The organism is Kluyvera sp. STS39-E (assembly GCF_040932435.1).
Lineage (GTDB): Bacteria > Pseudomonadota > Gammaproteobacteria > Enterobacterales > Enterobacteriaceae > Kluyvera.
The window spans coordinates 17,631-32,868 of sequence record NZ_JBFQGA010000007.1 but is presented as its reverse complement, the minus strand read 5'-3'; the positions used below and the strand labels follow the sequence as shown (position 1 = coordinate 32,868).

At 52.3% G+C, this 15,238-nt stretch carries 15 protein-coding genes; all 15 read left to right on the top strand.

Going from position 1 to position 15,238, the window contains the following annotated elements; translation table 11 throughout:
• Positions 1-212 precede the first annotated feature (212 nt).
• Complete coding sequence (gene rpsB / locus AB4K05_RS16335) at positions 213-938, top strand: 30S ribosomal protein S2 (protein ID WP_368480998.1); 726 nt, start codon at positions 213-215, stop codon at positions 936-938.
• A gap of 134 nt (positions 939-1,072) precedes the next feature.
• The gene (tsf, locus tag AB4K05_RS16330; protein ID WP_368480997.1) at positions 1,073-1,924 is read left to right on the top strand and encodes a translation elongation factor Ts; all 852 of its coding nucleotides are present in this window, start codon (positions 1,073-1,075) and stop codon (positions 1,922-1,924) included.
• A gap of 171 nt (positions 1,925-2,095) precedes the next feature.
• The gene (pyrH, locus tag AB4K05_RS16325; RefSeq protein ID WP_052285405.1) at positions 2,096-2,821 is read left to right on the top strand and encodes a UMP kinase; all 726 of its coding nucleotides are present in this window, start codon (positions 2,096-2,098) and stop codon (positions 2,819-2,821) included.
• Between the two features lie 147 nt (positions 2,822-2,968).
• A complete protein-coding gene (gene frr / locus AB4K05_RS16320; protein WP_368480996.1) occupies positions 2,969-3,526 on the top strand; it encodes a ribosome recycling factor in 558 nt (185 codons plus the stop codon).
• An 88-nt stretch (positions 3,527-3,614) separates the two neighbouring features.
• Complete coding sequence (gene ispC / locus AB4K05_RS16315; RefSeq protein ID WP_368480995.1) at positions 3,615-4,811, top strand: 1-deoxy-D-xylulose-5-phosphate reductoisomerase; 1,197 nt, start codon at positions 3,615-3,617, stop codon at positions 4,809-4,811.
• Positions 4,812-5,049: 238 nt separating this feature from the next.
• Positions 5,050-5,808: a (2E,6E)-farnesyl-diphosphate-specific ditrans,polycis-undecaprenyl-diphosphate synthase gene (ispU, locus tag AB4K05_RS16310; RefSeq protein ID WP_368480994.1), complete on the top strand. Its 759-nt coding sequence runs from the start codon at positions 5,050-5,052 to the stop codon at positions 5,806-5,808.
• 12 nt (positions 5,809-5,820) lie between these two features.
• Complete coding sequence (gene cdsA, locus AB4K05_RS16305; protein WP_368480993.1) at positions 5,821-6,678, top strand: phosphatidate cytidylyltransferase; 858 nt, start codon at positions 5,821-5,823, stop codon at positions 6,676-6,678.
• An 11-nt stretch (positions 6,679-6,689) separates the two neighbouring features.
• Positions 6,690-8,042: a sigma E protease regulator RseP gene (gene rseP, locus AB4K05_RS16300; RefSeq protein WP_368480992.1), complete on the top strand. Its 1,353-nt coding sequence runs from the start codon at positions 6,690-6,692 to the stop codon at positions 8,040-8,042.
• Positions 8,043-8,073: 31 nt separating this feature from the next.
• Positions 8,074-10,494, top strand: a complete 2,421-nt coding sequence (gene bamA / locus AB4K05_RS16295; protein WP_368480991.1) for an outer membrane protein assembly factor BamA — start codon at positions 8,074-8,076, stop codon at positions 10,492-10,494.
• A 128-nt stretch (positions 10,495-10,622) separates the two neighbouring features.
• Positions 10,623-11,108 carry a molecular chaperone Skp gene (gene skp, locus AB4K05_RS16290; RefSeq protein ID WP_368480990.1) on the top strand — a complete coding sequence of 162 codons (486 nt, stop codon included), beginning with the start codon at positions 10,623-10,625 and terminating at the stop codon, positions 11,106-11,108.
• Between the two features lie 3 nt (positions 11,109-11,111).
• Positions 11,112-12,137, top strand: a complete 1,026-nt coding sequence (gene lpxD / locus AB4K05_RS16285; protein WP_368480989.1) for a UDP-3-O-(3-hydroxymyristoyl)glucosamine N-acyltransferase — start codon at positions 11,112-11,114, stop codon at positions 12,135-12,137.
• A 103-nt stretch (positions 12,138-12,240) separates the two neighbouring features.
• Entirely contained in the window at positions 12,241-12,696 is a 456-nt protein-coding gene (gene fabZ, locus AB4K05_RS16280) for a 3-hydroxyacyl-ACP dehydratase FabZ (protein ID WP_062772193.1), read from the top strand.
• Positions 12,697-12,699: 3 nt separating this feature from the next.
• A complete protein-coding gene (gene lpxA, locus AB4K05_RS16275; RefSeq protein ID WP_368480988.1) occupies positions 12,700-13,488 on the top strand; it encodes an acyl-ACP--UDP-N-acetylglucosamine O-acyltransferase in 789 nt (262 codons plus the stop codon).
• Entirely contained in the window at positions 13,488-14,636 is a 1,149-nt protein-coding gene (gene lpxB, locus AB4K05_RS16270; protein ID WP_368480987.1) for a lipid-A-disaccharide synthase, read from the top strand. Before lpxA ends, lpxB begins: the two co-directional genes overlap by 1 nt.
• The gene (rnhB, locus tag AB4K05_RS16265; RefSeq protein ID WP_368480986.1) at positions 14,633-15,229 is read left to right on the top strand and encodes a ribonuclease HII; all 597 of its coding nucleotides are present in this window, start codon (positions 14,633-14,635) and stop codon (positions 15,227-15,229) included. Before lpxB ends, rnhB begins: the two co-directional genes overlap by 4 nt.
• The last annotated feature ends 9 nt before the right edge of the window (positions 15,230-15,238 follow it).

Genomic DNA, 15,238 nt, shown 5'->3' with positions numbered 1-15,238 from the left:
CCCTGCGGAACAACAACAACTGTTGGTGTCTTCGCCGCTTTTATGGTATAAAGCGCGCCGAACTTCCGTTCATTGTTTTGGCCGGAAGCGACAAATCTCACTTTGTGTAAATAACACACACGTATCGACACATGTTCCGGGGTGCCCTTAGGGGTCGGTAACATGGGATACGTGGAGGCTTAACCCCAACTTTATCTATAGAGGTTTTTACCATGGCAACTGTTTCCATGCGCGACATGCTCAAGGCTGGTGTTCACTTTGGTCACCAGACCCGTTACTGGAACCCGAAAATGAAGCCTTTCATCTTCGGCGCTCGTAACAAAGTTCACATCATCAACCTTGAGAAAACTGTACCAATGTTCAACGAAGCCCTGGCTGAGCTGAGCAAGATCTCTTCCCGTAAAGGTAAGATTCTGTTTGTTGGTACTAAACGCGCTGCAAGCGAAGCTGTGAAAGATGCTGCTAACAGCTGCGACCAGTTCTTCGTGAACCATCGCTGGTTGGGCGGTATGCTGACTAACTGGAAAACGGTTCGTCAGTCCATCAAACGTCTGAAAGATCTGGAAACTCAGTCTCAGGACGGTACTTTCGAAAAGCTGACCAAGAAAGAAGCGCTGATGCGTACTCGTGAGCTTGAGAAACTGGAAAACAGCCTGGGCGGTATCAAAGACATGGGCGGCCTGCCGGACGCACTGTTCGTAATCGATGCTGACCACGAGCACATTGCTATCAAAGAAGCGAACAACCTGGGTATCCCAGTATTCTCTATCGTTGATACCAACTCTGATCCAGATGGCGTTGACTTCGTTATCCCTGGTAACGACGATGCAATCCGTGCTGTAACCCTGTACCTGAGCGCTGTAGCGGCTACCGTTCGCGAAGGCCGTTCTTCTGACCTGGCTTCCCAGGCTGAAGAAAGCTTCGTAGAAGCTGAGTAATAAGGCACGCTCGTTAGAGCCCTTATAGACCAGGTAGTATCACGTTTGGTTAGGGGGCCTGTCTATGGCCCCCTTTTTTACTTTTAAATCTGTGCGGTTTTGCCGGGCAGATCAAATCTTCCGAGGATTTTAGAATGGCTGAAATTACCGCATCCCTGGTAAAAGAGCTGCGTGAGCGTACTGGCGCAGGCATGATGGATTGCAAAAAAGCACTGACTGAAGCTAACGGCGACATCGAGCTGGCAATCGAAAACATGCGTAAATCTGGCGCGATCAAAGCAGCTAAAAAAGCAGGCAACGTTGCTGCTGACGGCGTGATCAAAACCAAAATCGAAGGCAACTTCGGCGTGATTCTGGAAGTTAACTGCCAGACTGACTTCGTTGCTAAAGACGGTGGTTTCCAGGCGTTCGCAGACAAAGTTCTGGACGCAGCTGTTGCTGGCAAAGTGACTGACGTTGAAGTCCTGAAAGCACAGTTCGAAGAAGAGCGTGTTGCACTGGTTGCTAAAATCGGTGAAAACATCAACATCCGTCGCGTTGCAATCCTGGAAGGCGACGTTCTGGGCAACTACCAGCACGGTGCTCGCATCGGTGTTCTGGTTGCGGCTAAAGGCGCTGATGAAGAGCTGGTTAAACACCTGGCAATGCACGTTGCTGCAAGCAAACCAGAATTCGTTAAGCCAGAAGACGTATCTGCTGACGTGGTAGAGAAAGAATACCAGGTACAGCTGGACATCGCGATGCAGTCTGGTAAGCCGAAAGAAATCGCTGAGAAAATGGTTGAAGGCCGCATGAAGAAATTCACCGGTGAAGTCTCCCTGACCGGTCAGCCTTTCGTTATGGACCCAAGCAAAAACGTTGGCCAACTGCTGAAAGAGCACAACGCTGACGTGACTGGCTTCATCCGCTTTGAAGTGGGCGAAGGCATCGAGAAAGTCGAAAACGACTTCGCAGCAGAAGTTGCTGCAATGTCTAAAAAGTCTTAATGGCTTAAAGGAGCCGCCTAAGGGCGGCTCTCTTTTGTGCAGTACCGATGTATGCAGTAATGAAAATCGTCATGTGGAAATCAGCCAGCTCCTATAGGGGCTTATTGGCAAGGATCGCATGATGTCACCTGAATTTTTACCATCCCATTCGTGACACTCTCAGGAAAGAAAATGGCTACCAACGCAAAACCTGTCTACAAACGTATTCTGCTTAAGCTTAGCGGTGAAGCATTGCAGGGGACTGAAGGCTTCGGTATTGACGCAAGTATTCTTGACCGCATGGCGCAGGAAATTAAAGAACTTGTTGAGCTGGGCATCCAGGTGGGTGTCGTCATTGGTGGTGGCAACCTGTTCCGTGGCGCAGGGCTGGCAAAAGCGGGTATGAACCGCGTAGTGGGCGACCACATGGGCATGCTGGCAACGGTAATGAACGGCCTAGCAATGCGTGACGCACTGCATCGCGCCTATGTGAACGCTCGTCTGATGTCAGCAATTCCGCTGAACGGCGTGTGCGACAACTACAGCTGGGCAGAGGCTATCAGCCTGCTGCGTAACAACCGCGTCGTGATTCTGTCCGCCGGTACCGGCAACCCGTTCTTTACCACCGACTCCGCAGCCTGCCTGCGCGGCATCGAAATCGAAGCCGATGTGGTGCTGAAAGCAACCAAAGTTGACGGCGTATTCACCGCAGACCCGGCGAAAGATCCGTCTGCCACCATGTACGAGCAGCTGTCCTACAGCGACGTGCTGGAACAAGAACTGAAAGTCATGGATCTGGCAGCCTTTACGCTAGCCCGTGACCATAAATTGCCAATTCGCGTATTTAACATGAACAAACCGGGCGCACTGCGTCGCGTGGTCATGGGCGAAAAAGAAGGCACTTTGATTACGGAATAATTTCCGTTGCGGCCATTTCCGGGTAAGATTCGCCTTTGCCCGGCCGAATTTAGATATTCTGTGGCCTGAATTATACGAGACTATACTTAGCGCATTCGTTGTAATGCGCCATGGTCTGACTGAGACTAGTTTTCAAGGATTCGTAACGTGATTAGCGATATCAGAAAAGATGCTGAAGTACGCATGGAAAAATGCGTAGAAGCGTTCAAAACCCAAATCAGCAAAATTCGCACGGGTCGTGCTTCTCCTAGCCTGCTGGACGGCATTGTGGTTGAGTATTACGGCACCCCTACGCCGCTGCGTCAGCTGGCAAGTGTAACCGTAGAAGATTCCCGTACGCTGAAAATCAACGTGTTTGACCGCTCTTTGGGCCCGGCCGTTGAAAAAGCGATTATGGCTTCCGACTTGGGTCTGAACCCAAGCTCTGCAGGCACCGACATCCGTGTTCCGCTGCCGGCACTGACCGAAGAGCGTCGTAAAGACCTGACCAAAATCGTTCGTGGCGAAGCAGAACAGGCGCGCGTTTCCGTGCGTAACGTTCGTCGTGATGCGAACGACAAAGTGAAGGCGCTGCTGAAAGATAAAGAGATCAGCGAAGATGACGATCGCCGTTCTCAGGAAGACGTGCAGAAAATGACTGACGCAGCTATCAAGAAAGTTGATGCGGCGCTGGCAGACAAAGAAGCTGAGCTGATGCAGTTCTAAGACTGTGTAGGTTGTGCGATTAACGCCGTACAGGAAGCGTAACTGCTTTGCTGGCGGCGTTTTGCTTTTTATCCATCTGGGATCTCTCATGAAGCGATTAACTGTACTGGGCTCAACCGGTTCGATTGGCTGCAACACGCTGGACGTCGTGCGCCATAACCCCGATAAATTCGCGGTGGCCGCGCTGGTGGCGGGTAAAAACGTCGAGCGTATGGTTGAACAGTGCTTGGAGTTTGCTCCGCGCTATGCGGTGATGGATGACGCAGTTAGCGCCCACGCCGTAAAGCTGGCATTGCGCGAACAGGGTAGCCAGACCGAAGTATTAAGCGGTCAGCAGGCTGCGTGCGATGTGGCGGCACTGGATGACGTCGATCAGGTCATGGCGGCGATTGTCGGCGCAGCTGGCCTGTTGCCGACGCTGGCGGCAATCCGTGCCGGCAAAGTGATTCTGCTGGCGAATAAAGAGTCGTTAGTGACCTGCGGGCGTCTGTTCCTTGAGGCAGTCAAGCAGCACAATGCGCAACTGTTGCCGGTTGATAGTGAACATAACGCCATCTTTCAGAGTTTGCCGCAAAGCTTTCAGCGTGACTTAGGGTACGCTGATTTGGCGCAGCATGGAGTGTCATCCATTCTGCTAACCGGATCAGGTGGCCCGTTCCGTGAAACGCCAATTGCTGAACTGCGCGCAATGACGCCCGATCAAGCTTGTCGTCATCCGAATTGGTCGATGGGACGTAAAATCTCCGTCGACTCGGCCACCATGATGAATAAAGGTCTGGAATACATCGAAGCCCGCTGGCTGTTTAATGCATCAGCGCAGCAGATGGAAGTACTGATTCATCCTCAATCGGTGATTCATTCAATGGTGCGATATCAGGACGGAAGCGTGCTGGCGCAGTTGGGTGAGCCTGATATGCGGACGCCAATTGCGAATACCATGGCTTGGCCAAACCGTGTCGTTTCCGGCGCTAAGCCGCTGGACTTCTGCAAGATGGGCTCTCTGAGCTTTAGCGAGCCAGATTATGCGCGTTATCCGTGCCTGAAGCTGGCGATGGATGCCTTCGAGCAGGGACAAGCGGCGACTACCGCGCTGAATGCGGCAAACGAGATTGCCGTTGCGGCATTCCTTGATGGGCAAATTCGCTTCACCGATATTGCCGCCGTTAACCTAGCCGTGCTGGAACACCTCGACCTCAACGAACCTCAGAGCGTGGAGGCGGTTCTGGAGATTGATGCTAGCGCGCGCGTGGAAGCGGCAATGCAGGTGACGCATTTTATCCGGTAATGAGAGCAGAATCAGTATCCAAACCCATCACGGCATTTGTGAGCATCTGGCTTCAGTGATATAGTCTGCGCCACTTAGTAGCACTGCGTTTTGGCTTTGCTATCGGGATAGCCGTGATTTAGCACGGCTTTTTTGCGACACAAAGATACGTAAAATTCGTCAGGGTTGCCTGAAGGATAAAGTGTATAGCTGTATTTCAGGGTACCGCTCATCCCTTTTCATGGATTAAAAACGCGTTATGTTGTCTGCTAATCAACCAACCAGCGAGAACTTGTCCACCCACGGTTGCCGTCATGTGGCGATCATTATGGATGGCAATGGCCGCTGGGCGAAAAAGCAAGGTAAGATTCGCGCCTTTGGACACAAAGCCGGGGCGAAATCTGTACGCCGTGCTGTAGCCTACGCTGCGAGTCATGGTATTGAGGCACTAACGTTATACGCATTCAGCAGTGAAAACTGGAATCGCCCTGAACAAGAGGTGAGTGCGTTGATGGAGCTGTTCGTCTGGGCTCTGGACAGTGAAGTAAAAAGCCTGCACCGCCATAACGTTCGGCTGCGAATTATTGGCGATACCCGTCGATTTAATTCACGCCTGCAAGAGCGGATCCGTAAAGCGGAGGCGCTGACGGAGAAAAACACGGGGTTAACATTGAACATCGCTGCTAATTACGGCGGTCGATGGGATATTATTCAGGGAGTTCAGCGCTTAGCCGAACAGGTCCAGGAAGGGGAACTTCGCCCCGATCAAATTAGTGAAGAACTGCTGAATCAGCAGATCTGCATGCATGAACTGGCTCCCGTAGATTTAGTGATTAGGACCGGGGGAGAACATCGGATCAGTAACTTTCTTATCTGGCAAATTGCCTATGCTGAACTTTACTTTACAGATGTTCTTTGGCCCGATTTCGATGAACAAGACTTTGAGGGTGCGCTGCATGCTTTTGCTAATCGAGAGCGACGTTTCGGCGGCACCGAGCCTGGTGGCGACAAAGCCTGATGGGGGTAGCTTTTGCTGAAGTATCGCCTGATTTCTGCATTGATTTTAATACCGGTTGTAATTGCAGCCTTGTTTTTGCTGCCGCCCGGCGGCTTTGCCATTGTTACGCTGGTTGTCTGTATGCTGGCGGCATGGGAATGGGGGCAATTTAGCGGTTTCACCTCGCGCTCTCAGCGCGTGTGGTTGGCGGTATTGTGTGGCCTACTGCTGGCGGTGATGCTGTTTTTGATTCCGGAATATCATCATAATATCCACCAACCGGTCGTGGAAGTGTCGCTTTGGGGCTCCCTTGTCTGGTGGGTTGTGGCACTGGTTCTCGTCCTTTCTTACCCTGCGTCTGCCGCATTTTGGCGTCAGTCAAAGGCGTTACGTCTGATTTTCGGTATCGTCACAATTGTCCCATTCTTCTGGGGCATGCTGGCGCTTCGCTCTTGGCATTATGACGAAAATCATTACAGCGGAGCGTTGTGGCTGCTTTACGTCATGATCCTCGTATGGGGCGCGGACTCCGGGGCGTACATGTTTGGTAAGCTGTTTGGCAAACATAAGCTAGCACCGAAAGTTTCGCCGGGGAAAACCTGGCAGGGCTTTATTGGTGGTCTGGTTACCGCTGCGGTGATTTCCTGGGCCTATGGAGTATGGGCTAATCTGGACGTTGCACCATCCGTCCTGTTAACCTGTTCCATCATTGCCGCGCTGGCTTCCGTATTGGGCGATCTCACTGAGAGCATGTTCAAGCGTGAAGCAGGGATTAAAGACAGCGGGCATCTGATCCCAGGTCACGGTGGGATACTTGACCGAATTGACAGCCTGACGGCGGCGGTTCCTGTCTTTGCCTGCCTGCTGCTACTGGTATTCAGGACGATTTAACGGATGGACTTATGCTGAGCATTCTCTGGAACCTAGCCGCTTTTATTATCGCGTTAGGGGTATTGATCACTGTACACGAATTTGGTCATTTCTGGGTTGCTCGGCGCTGTGGCATCCGTGTAGAACGCTTCTCTATTGGTTTTGGTAAAGCGTTATGGCGCCGCGTTGATAAACGCGGCACCGAATTTGTTGTCGCACTTATCCCTCTCGGTGGCTATGTCAAAATGCTCGACGAACGCGTCGATGCGGTAGCCCCTGAATTGCGCCACATGGCGTTCAATAACAAAACGGTCGGCCAGCGCGCTGCCGTGATTGCCGCCGGCCCCATCGCTAACTTCCTCTTTGCTATCTTCGCCTACTGGCTGGTGTTTATCATCGGTGTCCCTGGTGTTCGTCCGGTTGTTGGTGAAATAACCGCCAATTCGATCGCAGCGGAAGCACAAATTGCACCAGGCACGGAACTAAAAGCAGTTGATGGTATCGAAACGCCTGACTGGGAAGCTGTGCGTATGGCGTTAGTGGCTAAAATCGGTGACGAAAGCACCACTCTCACCGTTGCCCCTTTCGGGAGTGACCAGCGACAGGATAGAATCCTCGACCTGCGTCACTGGGCGTTCGAGCCAGATAAACAAGATCCGGTGACCTCGCTGGGGATTCGTCCCCGCAGCGCACAGATTGAGCCAGTACTTGCAGAGGTGCAATCTGACTCTGCGGCACGTAAAGCTGGTTTACAAGTCGGCGATCGGATCGTTACAGTCAACGGTCAACCGCTGACGCAATGGCTGACGTTTGTTACGCTGGTGCGTGATAATCCGGGCAAGGCGTTGCAGCTGGGGATCGAAAGGCAGGGGAGTCCCTTGTCTTTAACTCTGATACCAGATACAAAACACGGTAGCGGAAAGGTGGAAGGGTTTGCAGGGATAGTGCCAAAAATTATCCCGCTGCCTGAGGAATACAAAACAGTGCGCCAGTATGGGCCCTTCAGTGCGATTGTCGAAGCCACGGAAAAAACCGGGCAGTTGATGAAGCTGACGGTCAGTATGCTGGGAAAATTGATAACCGGTGACGTCAAACTGAACAACCTCAGTGGGCCGATTTCTATCGCCCAAGGGGCTGGGATGTCTGCGGAGTTTGGGCTGATTTACTACCTGATGTTTCTCGCGCTCATCAGCGTGAATTTAGGCATAATCAACCTGTTCCCGCTCCCCGTATTAGATGGGGGACATTTGCTGTTTTTAGCGATTGAGAAGCTAAAAGGCGGCCCGGTATCCGAGCGAGTTCAAGACTTTAGTTATCGTATCGGCTCTGTATTGCTGATGCTGTTAATGGGGCTTGCACTTTTCAATGATTTCTCTCGGTTGTAAGAGAGATAGTTAGGAAGAACGCATAATAACGATGGCGATGAAAAAGTTGCTTATAGCGACGCTGCTGTTTAGCAGCGCGACCGTATACGGTGCTGACGGGTTCGTGGTGAAAGATATTCATTTCGAAGGCTTGCAGCGAGTCGCTGTTGGTGCGGCTCTTCTCAGTATGCCAGTACGTCCTGGCGATACCGTCACTGATGATGACATCAGTAACACTATTCGCGCCCTGTTTGCGACGGGCAACTTTGAGGACGTGCGCGTCCTGAGAGATGGCGATGTGTTATTGGTACAGGTCAAAGAACGCCCAACGATTGCCAGCATCACTTTCTCCGGTAACAAATCGGTGAAAGATGACATGCTCAAGCAAAACCTTGAAGCTTCTGGTGTCCGCGTTGGTGAATCCCTCGATCGTACAACCCTCTCCGATATCGAGAAAGGGCTGGAAGATTTCTACTACAGCGTCGGTAAATATAGCGCGAGCGTGAAGGCGGTGGTCACACCGTTGCCGCGTAACCGTGTCGACCTGAAGTTGGTCTTCCAAGAAGGGGTTTCCGCGAAGATCCAGCAGATCAATATCGTGGGTAACCATGCGTTCAGCACGGAAGATCTGATTTCTACTTTCCAACTGCGCGATGAAGTGCCGTGGTGGAACGTGGTTGGCGATCGTAAATACCAGAAACAGAAGCTGGCGGGTGACCTTGAAACCCTCCGTAGCTACTACTTAGATCGTGGCTATGCTCGTTTCAACATCGATTCCACGCAGGTGAGCCTGACGCCAGATAAAAAAGGCATCTACATCACCGTTAACATCACCGAAGGCGACCAGTACAAACTGTCTGGCGTGCAGGTGACGGGGAATCTGGCAGGGCATTCGGCTGAAATCGAAGGGCTGACCAAGATCGAGCCGGGCGAGCTGTATAACGGCGCGAAAGTGACCAAAATGGAAGATAACATTAAGAAACTTCTTGGTCGCTATGGCTATGCCTATCCGCGCGTACAGTCGCAGCCGGAAATTAACGACACGGATAAAACCGTTAAGCTGCACATCAACGTTGATGCGGGTAACCGTTTCTACGTGCGCAACATTCGCTTCGAAGGTAACGACACTTCCAAAGACGCCGTCCTGCGTCGCGAAATGCGCCAGATGGAAGGGGCATGGTTGGGCGGTGATTTAGTTGACCAGGGTAAAGATCGTCTGAACCGTCTGGGCTACTTTGAAACTGTCGATACCGATACCCAGCGTGTACCGGGCAGCCCGGACCAAGTAGACGTTGTCTACAAGGTGAAAGAACGTAACACCGGTAGCTTCAACTTTGGTATCGGTTACGGTACGGAAAGTGGCGTGAGCTTCCAGGCGGGCGTTCAGCAGGATAACTGGTTAGGTACCGGTTACTCTGTCGGTATTAACGGTACCAAGAACGACTACCAGACCTATACAGAGCTTTCTGTGACCAACCCGTACTTTACGGTTGATGGCGTTAGCCTTGGTGGTCGTGTCTTCTACAATGACTTTAAAGCTGATGATGCAGACCTCTCCTCATATACCAACAAAAGTTATGGTGTAGATGGGACGTTAGGCTTCCCGATTAACGAATACAACTCACTGCGTGCGGGTCTGGGCTATGTCCACAACGACCTGTCCAACATGGAACCGCAGGTGGCGATGTGGCGTTATCTGGACTCTATCGGCCAGACGGCAGGTAAAACCAGCGACGATAACGGGTTCTCGGCAAACGACTTCACCTTCAACTACGGTTGGACGTATAACAAACTTGACCGCGGTTACTTCCCGACGGACGGTTCGCGCGTCAACCTGAACGGTAAAGTCACGATCCCAGGCTCCGATAACGAGTTCTACAAAGTGACCATGGATACGGCGTCCTACTTCCCAATTGATGATGACCATCAGTGGGTGGTTCTGGGTCGTACCAAGTGGGGCTACGGTGACGGGATTGGCAGCAAAGAACTGCCGTTCTATGAAAACTTCTATGCCGGTGGTTCAAGCACCGTGCGTGGTTTCCAGTCCAACACCATCGGTCCTAAAGCGGTTTACTATGGCGCATCAGGTTTGGATAACTGTGACCAGCCTAGCGGGCCTAATAGCTTCTGTAAGTCTGATGATGCTGTCGGTGGTAACGCCATGGCTGTTGCAAGCCTTGAGCTGATTGTACCAACGCCATTTATTAGCGATAAGTATGCGAACTCGGTCCGTACCTCCTTCTTCTGGGATGCCGGTACCGTTTGGGATACAAACTGGCAGAATACGGCCTCAATGAAAGCGGCAGGCGTTCCTGACTATAGCGATCCGAGCAATATCCGTATGTCCGCAGGTATCGCATTACAATGGATGTCCCCATTAGGGCCGTTGGTCTTCTCCTACGCCCAGCCGTATAAGAAATATACTGGAGATAAATCTGAGCAGTTCCAGTTTAACATTGGTAAAACTTGGTAATTGCTCATTGCAATGGAATGCACGTTCAGTTTAGTTTTGCTGGCATAAGGCGATAGCGTCAAGGTGGCCCCCGGGCCACCAAAAGAACAGTACCCTCGGGTACATATGGGATGGTAAGGAGTATTATTGTGAAAAAGTGGTTAGTCGCAGCAGGTCTGGGTTTAGCAATGGCCGCATCTGCTCAGGCAGCAGACAAAATTGCAATTGTTAATATGGGTAACCTGTTCCAGCAAGTTGCACAGAAAACCGGCGTTTCCAGCACCCTGGAAAACGAATTCAAAGGCCGTGCTGGCGAACTTCAGCGTATGGAAGGCGACCTGCAGTCTAAAATGCAGCGTCTGCAGTCTATGAAAGCTGGTGCCGATCGCACCAAGCTGGAAAAAGACATCTCTGCACAGCGCCAGTCTTTCTCTCAGAAAGCACAGTCCTTCGAGCAGGATCGTCAGCGTCGTACCAACGAAGAACGTGGCAAACTGGTTACTCGTATCCAGACCGCTGTGAAATCCGTTGCTGCTAGCCAGAGCATCGACCTGGTGGTTGACGCTAACGCCGTTGCATTCAACAGCAGCGATGTGAAAGACATCACCGCTGATGTACTGAAACAGGTTAAATAAGTAATGCCTTCAATTCGACTGGCTGATTTAGCTCAGCAGTTGGATGCGGAATTACACGGTGATGGCGATATCGTCATCACCGCTGTCGCGTCCATGCAATCCGCTAAGGCGGGTCATGTCACGTTCTTGGTTAACCCTAAGTACCGTGAACACCTGTCCGCTTGCGAAGCGTCGGCGATTGTCCTGACGCAAGATTTACTGCCTTTTGCCAAAGGCGCAGCGCTGGTAGTGAAGAATCCCTACCTGACCTACGCACGTATGGCGCAAATTTTAGATACCACGCCACAGCCGGCGCAGGATATCGCCCCGAGCGCGGTTGTGAGTCCTTCGGCCACGCTTGGCAACAATGTCTCTATCGGCGCGAATGCCGTTATTGAATCAGATGTTGTGCTTGGCGATAACGTTGTGATTGGGGCGGGGTGTTTTGTTGGTAAAAAGACCAAAATTGGTGCTGGTTCACGCCTGTGGGCGAACGTAACCATTTACCATGAAGTCGAGATCGGTGAGAATTGCTTGATCCAATCTAGCACCGTAATTGGTTCTGATGGTTTTGGCTACGCCAACGATCGTGGCAACTGGGTGAAAATTCCTCAGCTTGGCCGCGTGATCATTGGCGATCGCGTAGAGATCGGCGCATGTACGACTATCGACCGTGGTGCGCTTGACGACACGCAAATTGGTAACGGTGTTATTATTGATAACCAGTGCCAGATTGCGCACAACGTGGTGATTGGCGACAATACCGCGGTTGCGGGCGGTGTTATCATGGCCGGTAGCCTTAAAATTGGTCGTTACTGCATGATTGGCGGTGCCAGCGTGATTAACGGTCATATGGAAATTTGCGACAAGGTCACCGTAACCGGTATGGGTATGGTGATGCGTCCAATTACCGAACCTGGCGTGTATTCATCTGGTATCCCGCTCCAGCCGAATAAGGCGTGGCGCAAAACGGCCGCACTGGTGATGAATATTGATGAAATGAGCAAGCGTCTCAAGGCTTTGGAACGCAAGCTGAATAATCAAGACTAAATTTCATCTTATCGCCTTTCGTTTCCCGGCCTGTCGGCATTCTTGTAATCCGGCAGGCCGTGTTATTATTGCCCCTTAGTATATTTTTGACAGGAAGAGTATTTTGACAACTGACACTCATACTCTGCACATTGAAGAGATTTTAGAACTTCTGCCACACCGCTTCCCGTTCTTACTGGTCGATCGCGTGCTGGATTTTGAAGAAGGTCGTTTTCTGCGCGCAGTGAAAAATGTTTCCGTAAATGAGCCGTTTTTCCAGGGACACTTCCCTGGCAAGCCGATTTTACCGGGCGTGCTGATTCTGGAAGCAATGGCGCAGGCCACCGGTATTCTGGCGTTTAAAAGCGTTGGTAAACTGGAACCAGGCGAGCTGTACTACTTTGCTGGCATCGACGAAGCGCGCTTCAAGCGTCCAGTCGTGCCTGGCGATCAGATGATTATGGAAGTCACCTTCGAGAAAACCCGCCGTGGCCTGACTCGCTTTAAAGGCGTTGCCTTGGTCGACGGTAAAGTGGTTTGCGAAGCGACAATGATGTGTGCGCGTAGCCGGGAGTCCTAATCCGTGATTGATAAAACCGCCTTTATCCATCCTACCGCCATTGTGGAAGAGGGTGCCGTTATCGGCGCTAATGCCCACATTGGCCCGTTTTGTATTGTGGGGCCAAACGTCGAAATCGGCGAAGGCACCGTACTGAAGTCTCACGTTGTTGTTAACGGGCACACCAAAATTGGCCGTGATAACGAGATCTATCAGTTCGCCTCTATCGGGGAAGTTAACCAGGATCTGAAATATGCTGGTGAGCCGACTCGCGTGGAAATTGGCGATCGCAACCGCATCCGCGAAAGCGTCACCATTCACCGTGGCACAGAACAGGGCGGTGGATTGACGAAGGTGGGCAGCGATAACCTGCTGATGATCAACGCCCACGTGGCGCACGATTGTACCGTAGGCGACCGCTGCATCCTGGCGAATAACGCCACTCTCGCCGGTCACGTAACGCTTGATGATTTTGTGATCATCGGCGGCATGACCGCAGTGCACCAGTTCTGCACAATCGGTGCGCACGTGATGGTTGGCGGCTGTTCTGGCGTTGCTCAGGACGTTCCGCCATACGTTATTGCTCAGGGCAACCACGCAACCCCGTTTGGCGTCAACATCGAAGGCCTGAAGCGTCGTGGCTTTAGCCGTGAATCGATCACCGCTATCCGTAACGCTTACAAAGCGTTGTACCGCAGTGGCAAAACGCTGGACGAAGTTAAACCGGAAATCGCCGAGTTGGCGAAGCAGTATCCGGAAGTGCAGCCATTTAGCGATTTCTTCGCCCGCTCCACGCGCGGCCTGATTCGTTAATGACTGAGCAGCGTCCCTTAACGATTGCCCTAGTCGCCGGAGAAACCTCCGGCGATATTCTTGGAGCAGGTCTCATTCGCGCCCTCAAGGCGCGAGTACCCAACGCCCGTTTTGTTGGTGTTGCTGGCCCGCTGATGCAGGCCGAAGGCTGTGAAGCTTGGTACGAAATGGAAGAGCTGGCGGTGATGGGCATTGTCGAAGTGTTGGGGCGACTGCGTCGCCTGCTGCACATCCGCGCCGATCTCACCAAACGCTTTACCGATCTTAAACCCGACGTCTTTGTCGGCATCGATGCCCCCGATTTTAATATCACGCTTGAAGGTAACTTGAAGCAGCAAGGTATTAAGACCATTCATTACGTCAGCCCCTCAGTGTGGGCCTGGCGACAGAAACGCGTCTTCAAAATTGGCAGAGCCACCGACCTGGTGCTTGCTTTTCTGCCTTTTGAAAAAGCGTTTTATGACAAATTTAACGTCCCGTGCCGCTTTATCGGTCATACCATGGCAGATGCCATGCCGTTGGATCCGGATAAAAACGCCGCGCGGGATACGCTGGGCATTGCCCATGACGTTCACTGCCTAGCCATGCTGCCCGGCAGTCGGGGTGCCGAAGTGGAGATGCTCAGCGCCGATTTCTTAAAAACCGCTCAGTTGCTGCGTCAGCATTACCCTGACTTAGAAGTGGTTGTGCCGCTGGTCAATGCTAAGCGCCGCGAGCAGTTTGAACGGATTAAGGCAGAGGTCGCTCCAGACCTGTCGGTGCATATGCTGGACGGTATGGCGCGTGAGGCGATGATTGCCAGCGATGCCGCTTTGCTGGCCTCCGGTACGGCGGCGCTTGAGTGTATGCTCGCCAAGTGTCCGATGGTGGTGGGCTATCGTATGAAGCCGTTCACCTTCTGGCTGGCGAAACGTCTGGTGAAAACCGATTATGTCTCTTTGCCGAATCTGTTGGCCGGACGTGAGCTGGTGAAGGAGTTGCTGCAGGATGAATGTCAGCCGCAGCTGCTTGCCGAGGCGCTGCAGCCCCTGCTGGCGAATGGCCGAACTAGCCATGCCATGCATGACACCTTCCGCGAACTGCACCTGCAAATTCGCTGCAATGCGGATGAACAAGCGGCGGATGCGGTGCTGGAGTTAGCACAATGATTGAATTTGTTTATCCCCATACCCATTTAGTTGCCGGTGTGGATGAAGTCGGCCGCGGCCCGCTGATAGGGGCTGTTGTGACCGCGGCGGTGATCCTCGATCCTTCCCGCCCGATTATCGGTTTGAATGACTCCAAGAAGCTAAGCGAAAAACGTCGGCTGGCGCTGTTTGATGAAATCAAAGCAAATGCGCTGTGCTGGAGCTTGGGTCGTGCCGAACCGCATGAAATCGACGAACTGAATATTCTGCATGCCACCATGTTGGCGATGCAGCGCGCGGTGGCTGGGTTGTCTATTACCCCGGAATATGTGCTGATTGACGGTAATCGCTGTCCAGCATTGCCGATGCCCTCCCTAGCGGTCGTAAAAGGCGACAGTCGGGTTGCTGAGATCAGCGCGGCGTCTATCCTCGCTAAAGTAACGCGAGATGCTGAAATGGCGGAGCTTGACAAAGTGCTGCCACAGTACGGGTTTGCTCAGCACAAAGGCTATCCTACTGCAGCGCATCTGGCGGCACTGGCGCAATATGGTGCCACCGAGCATCACCGACGCAGTTTTGCTCCCGTCAAACGCGCGCTGGGACTGATGTCCTGATCCACGCGT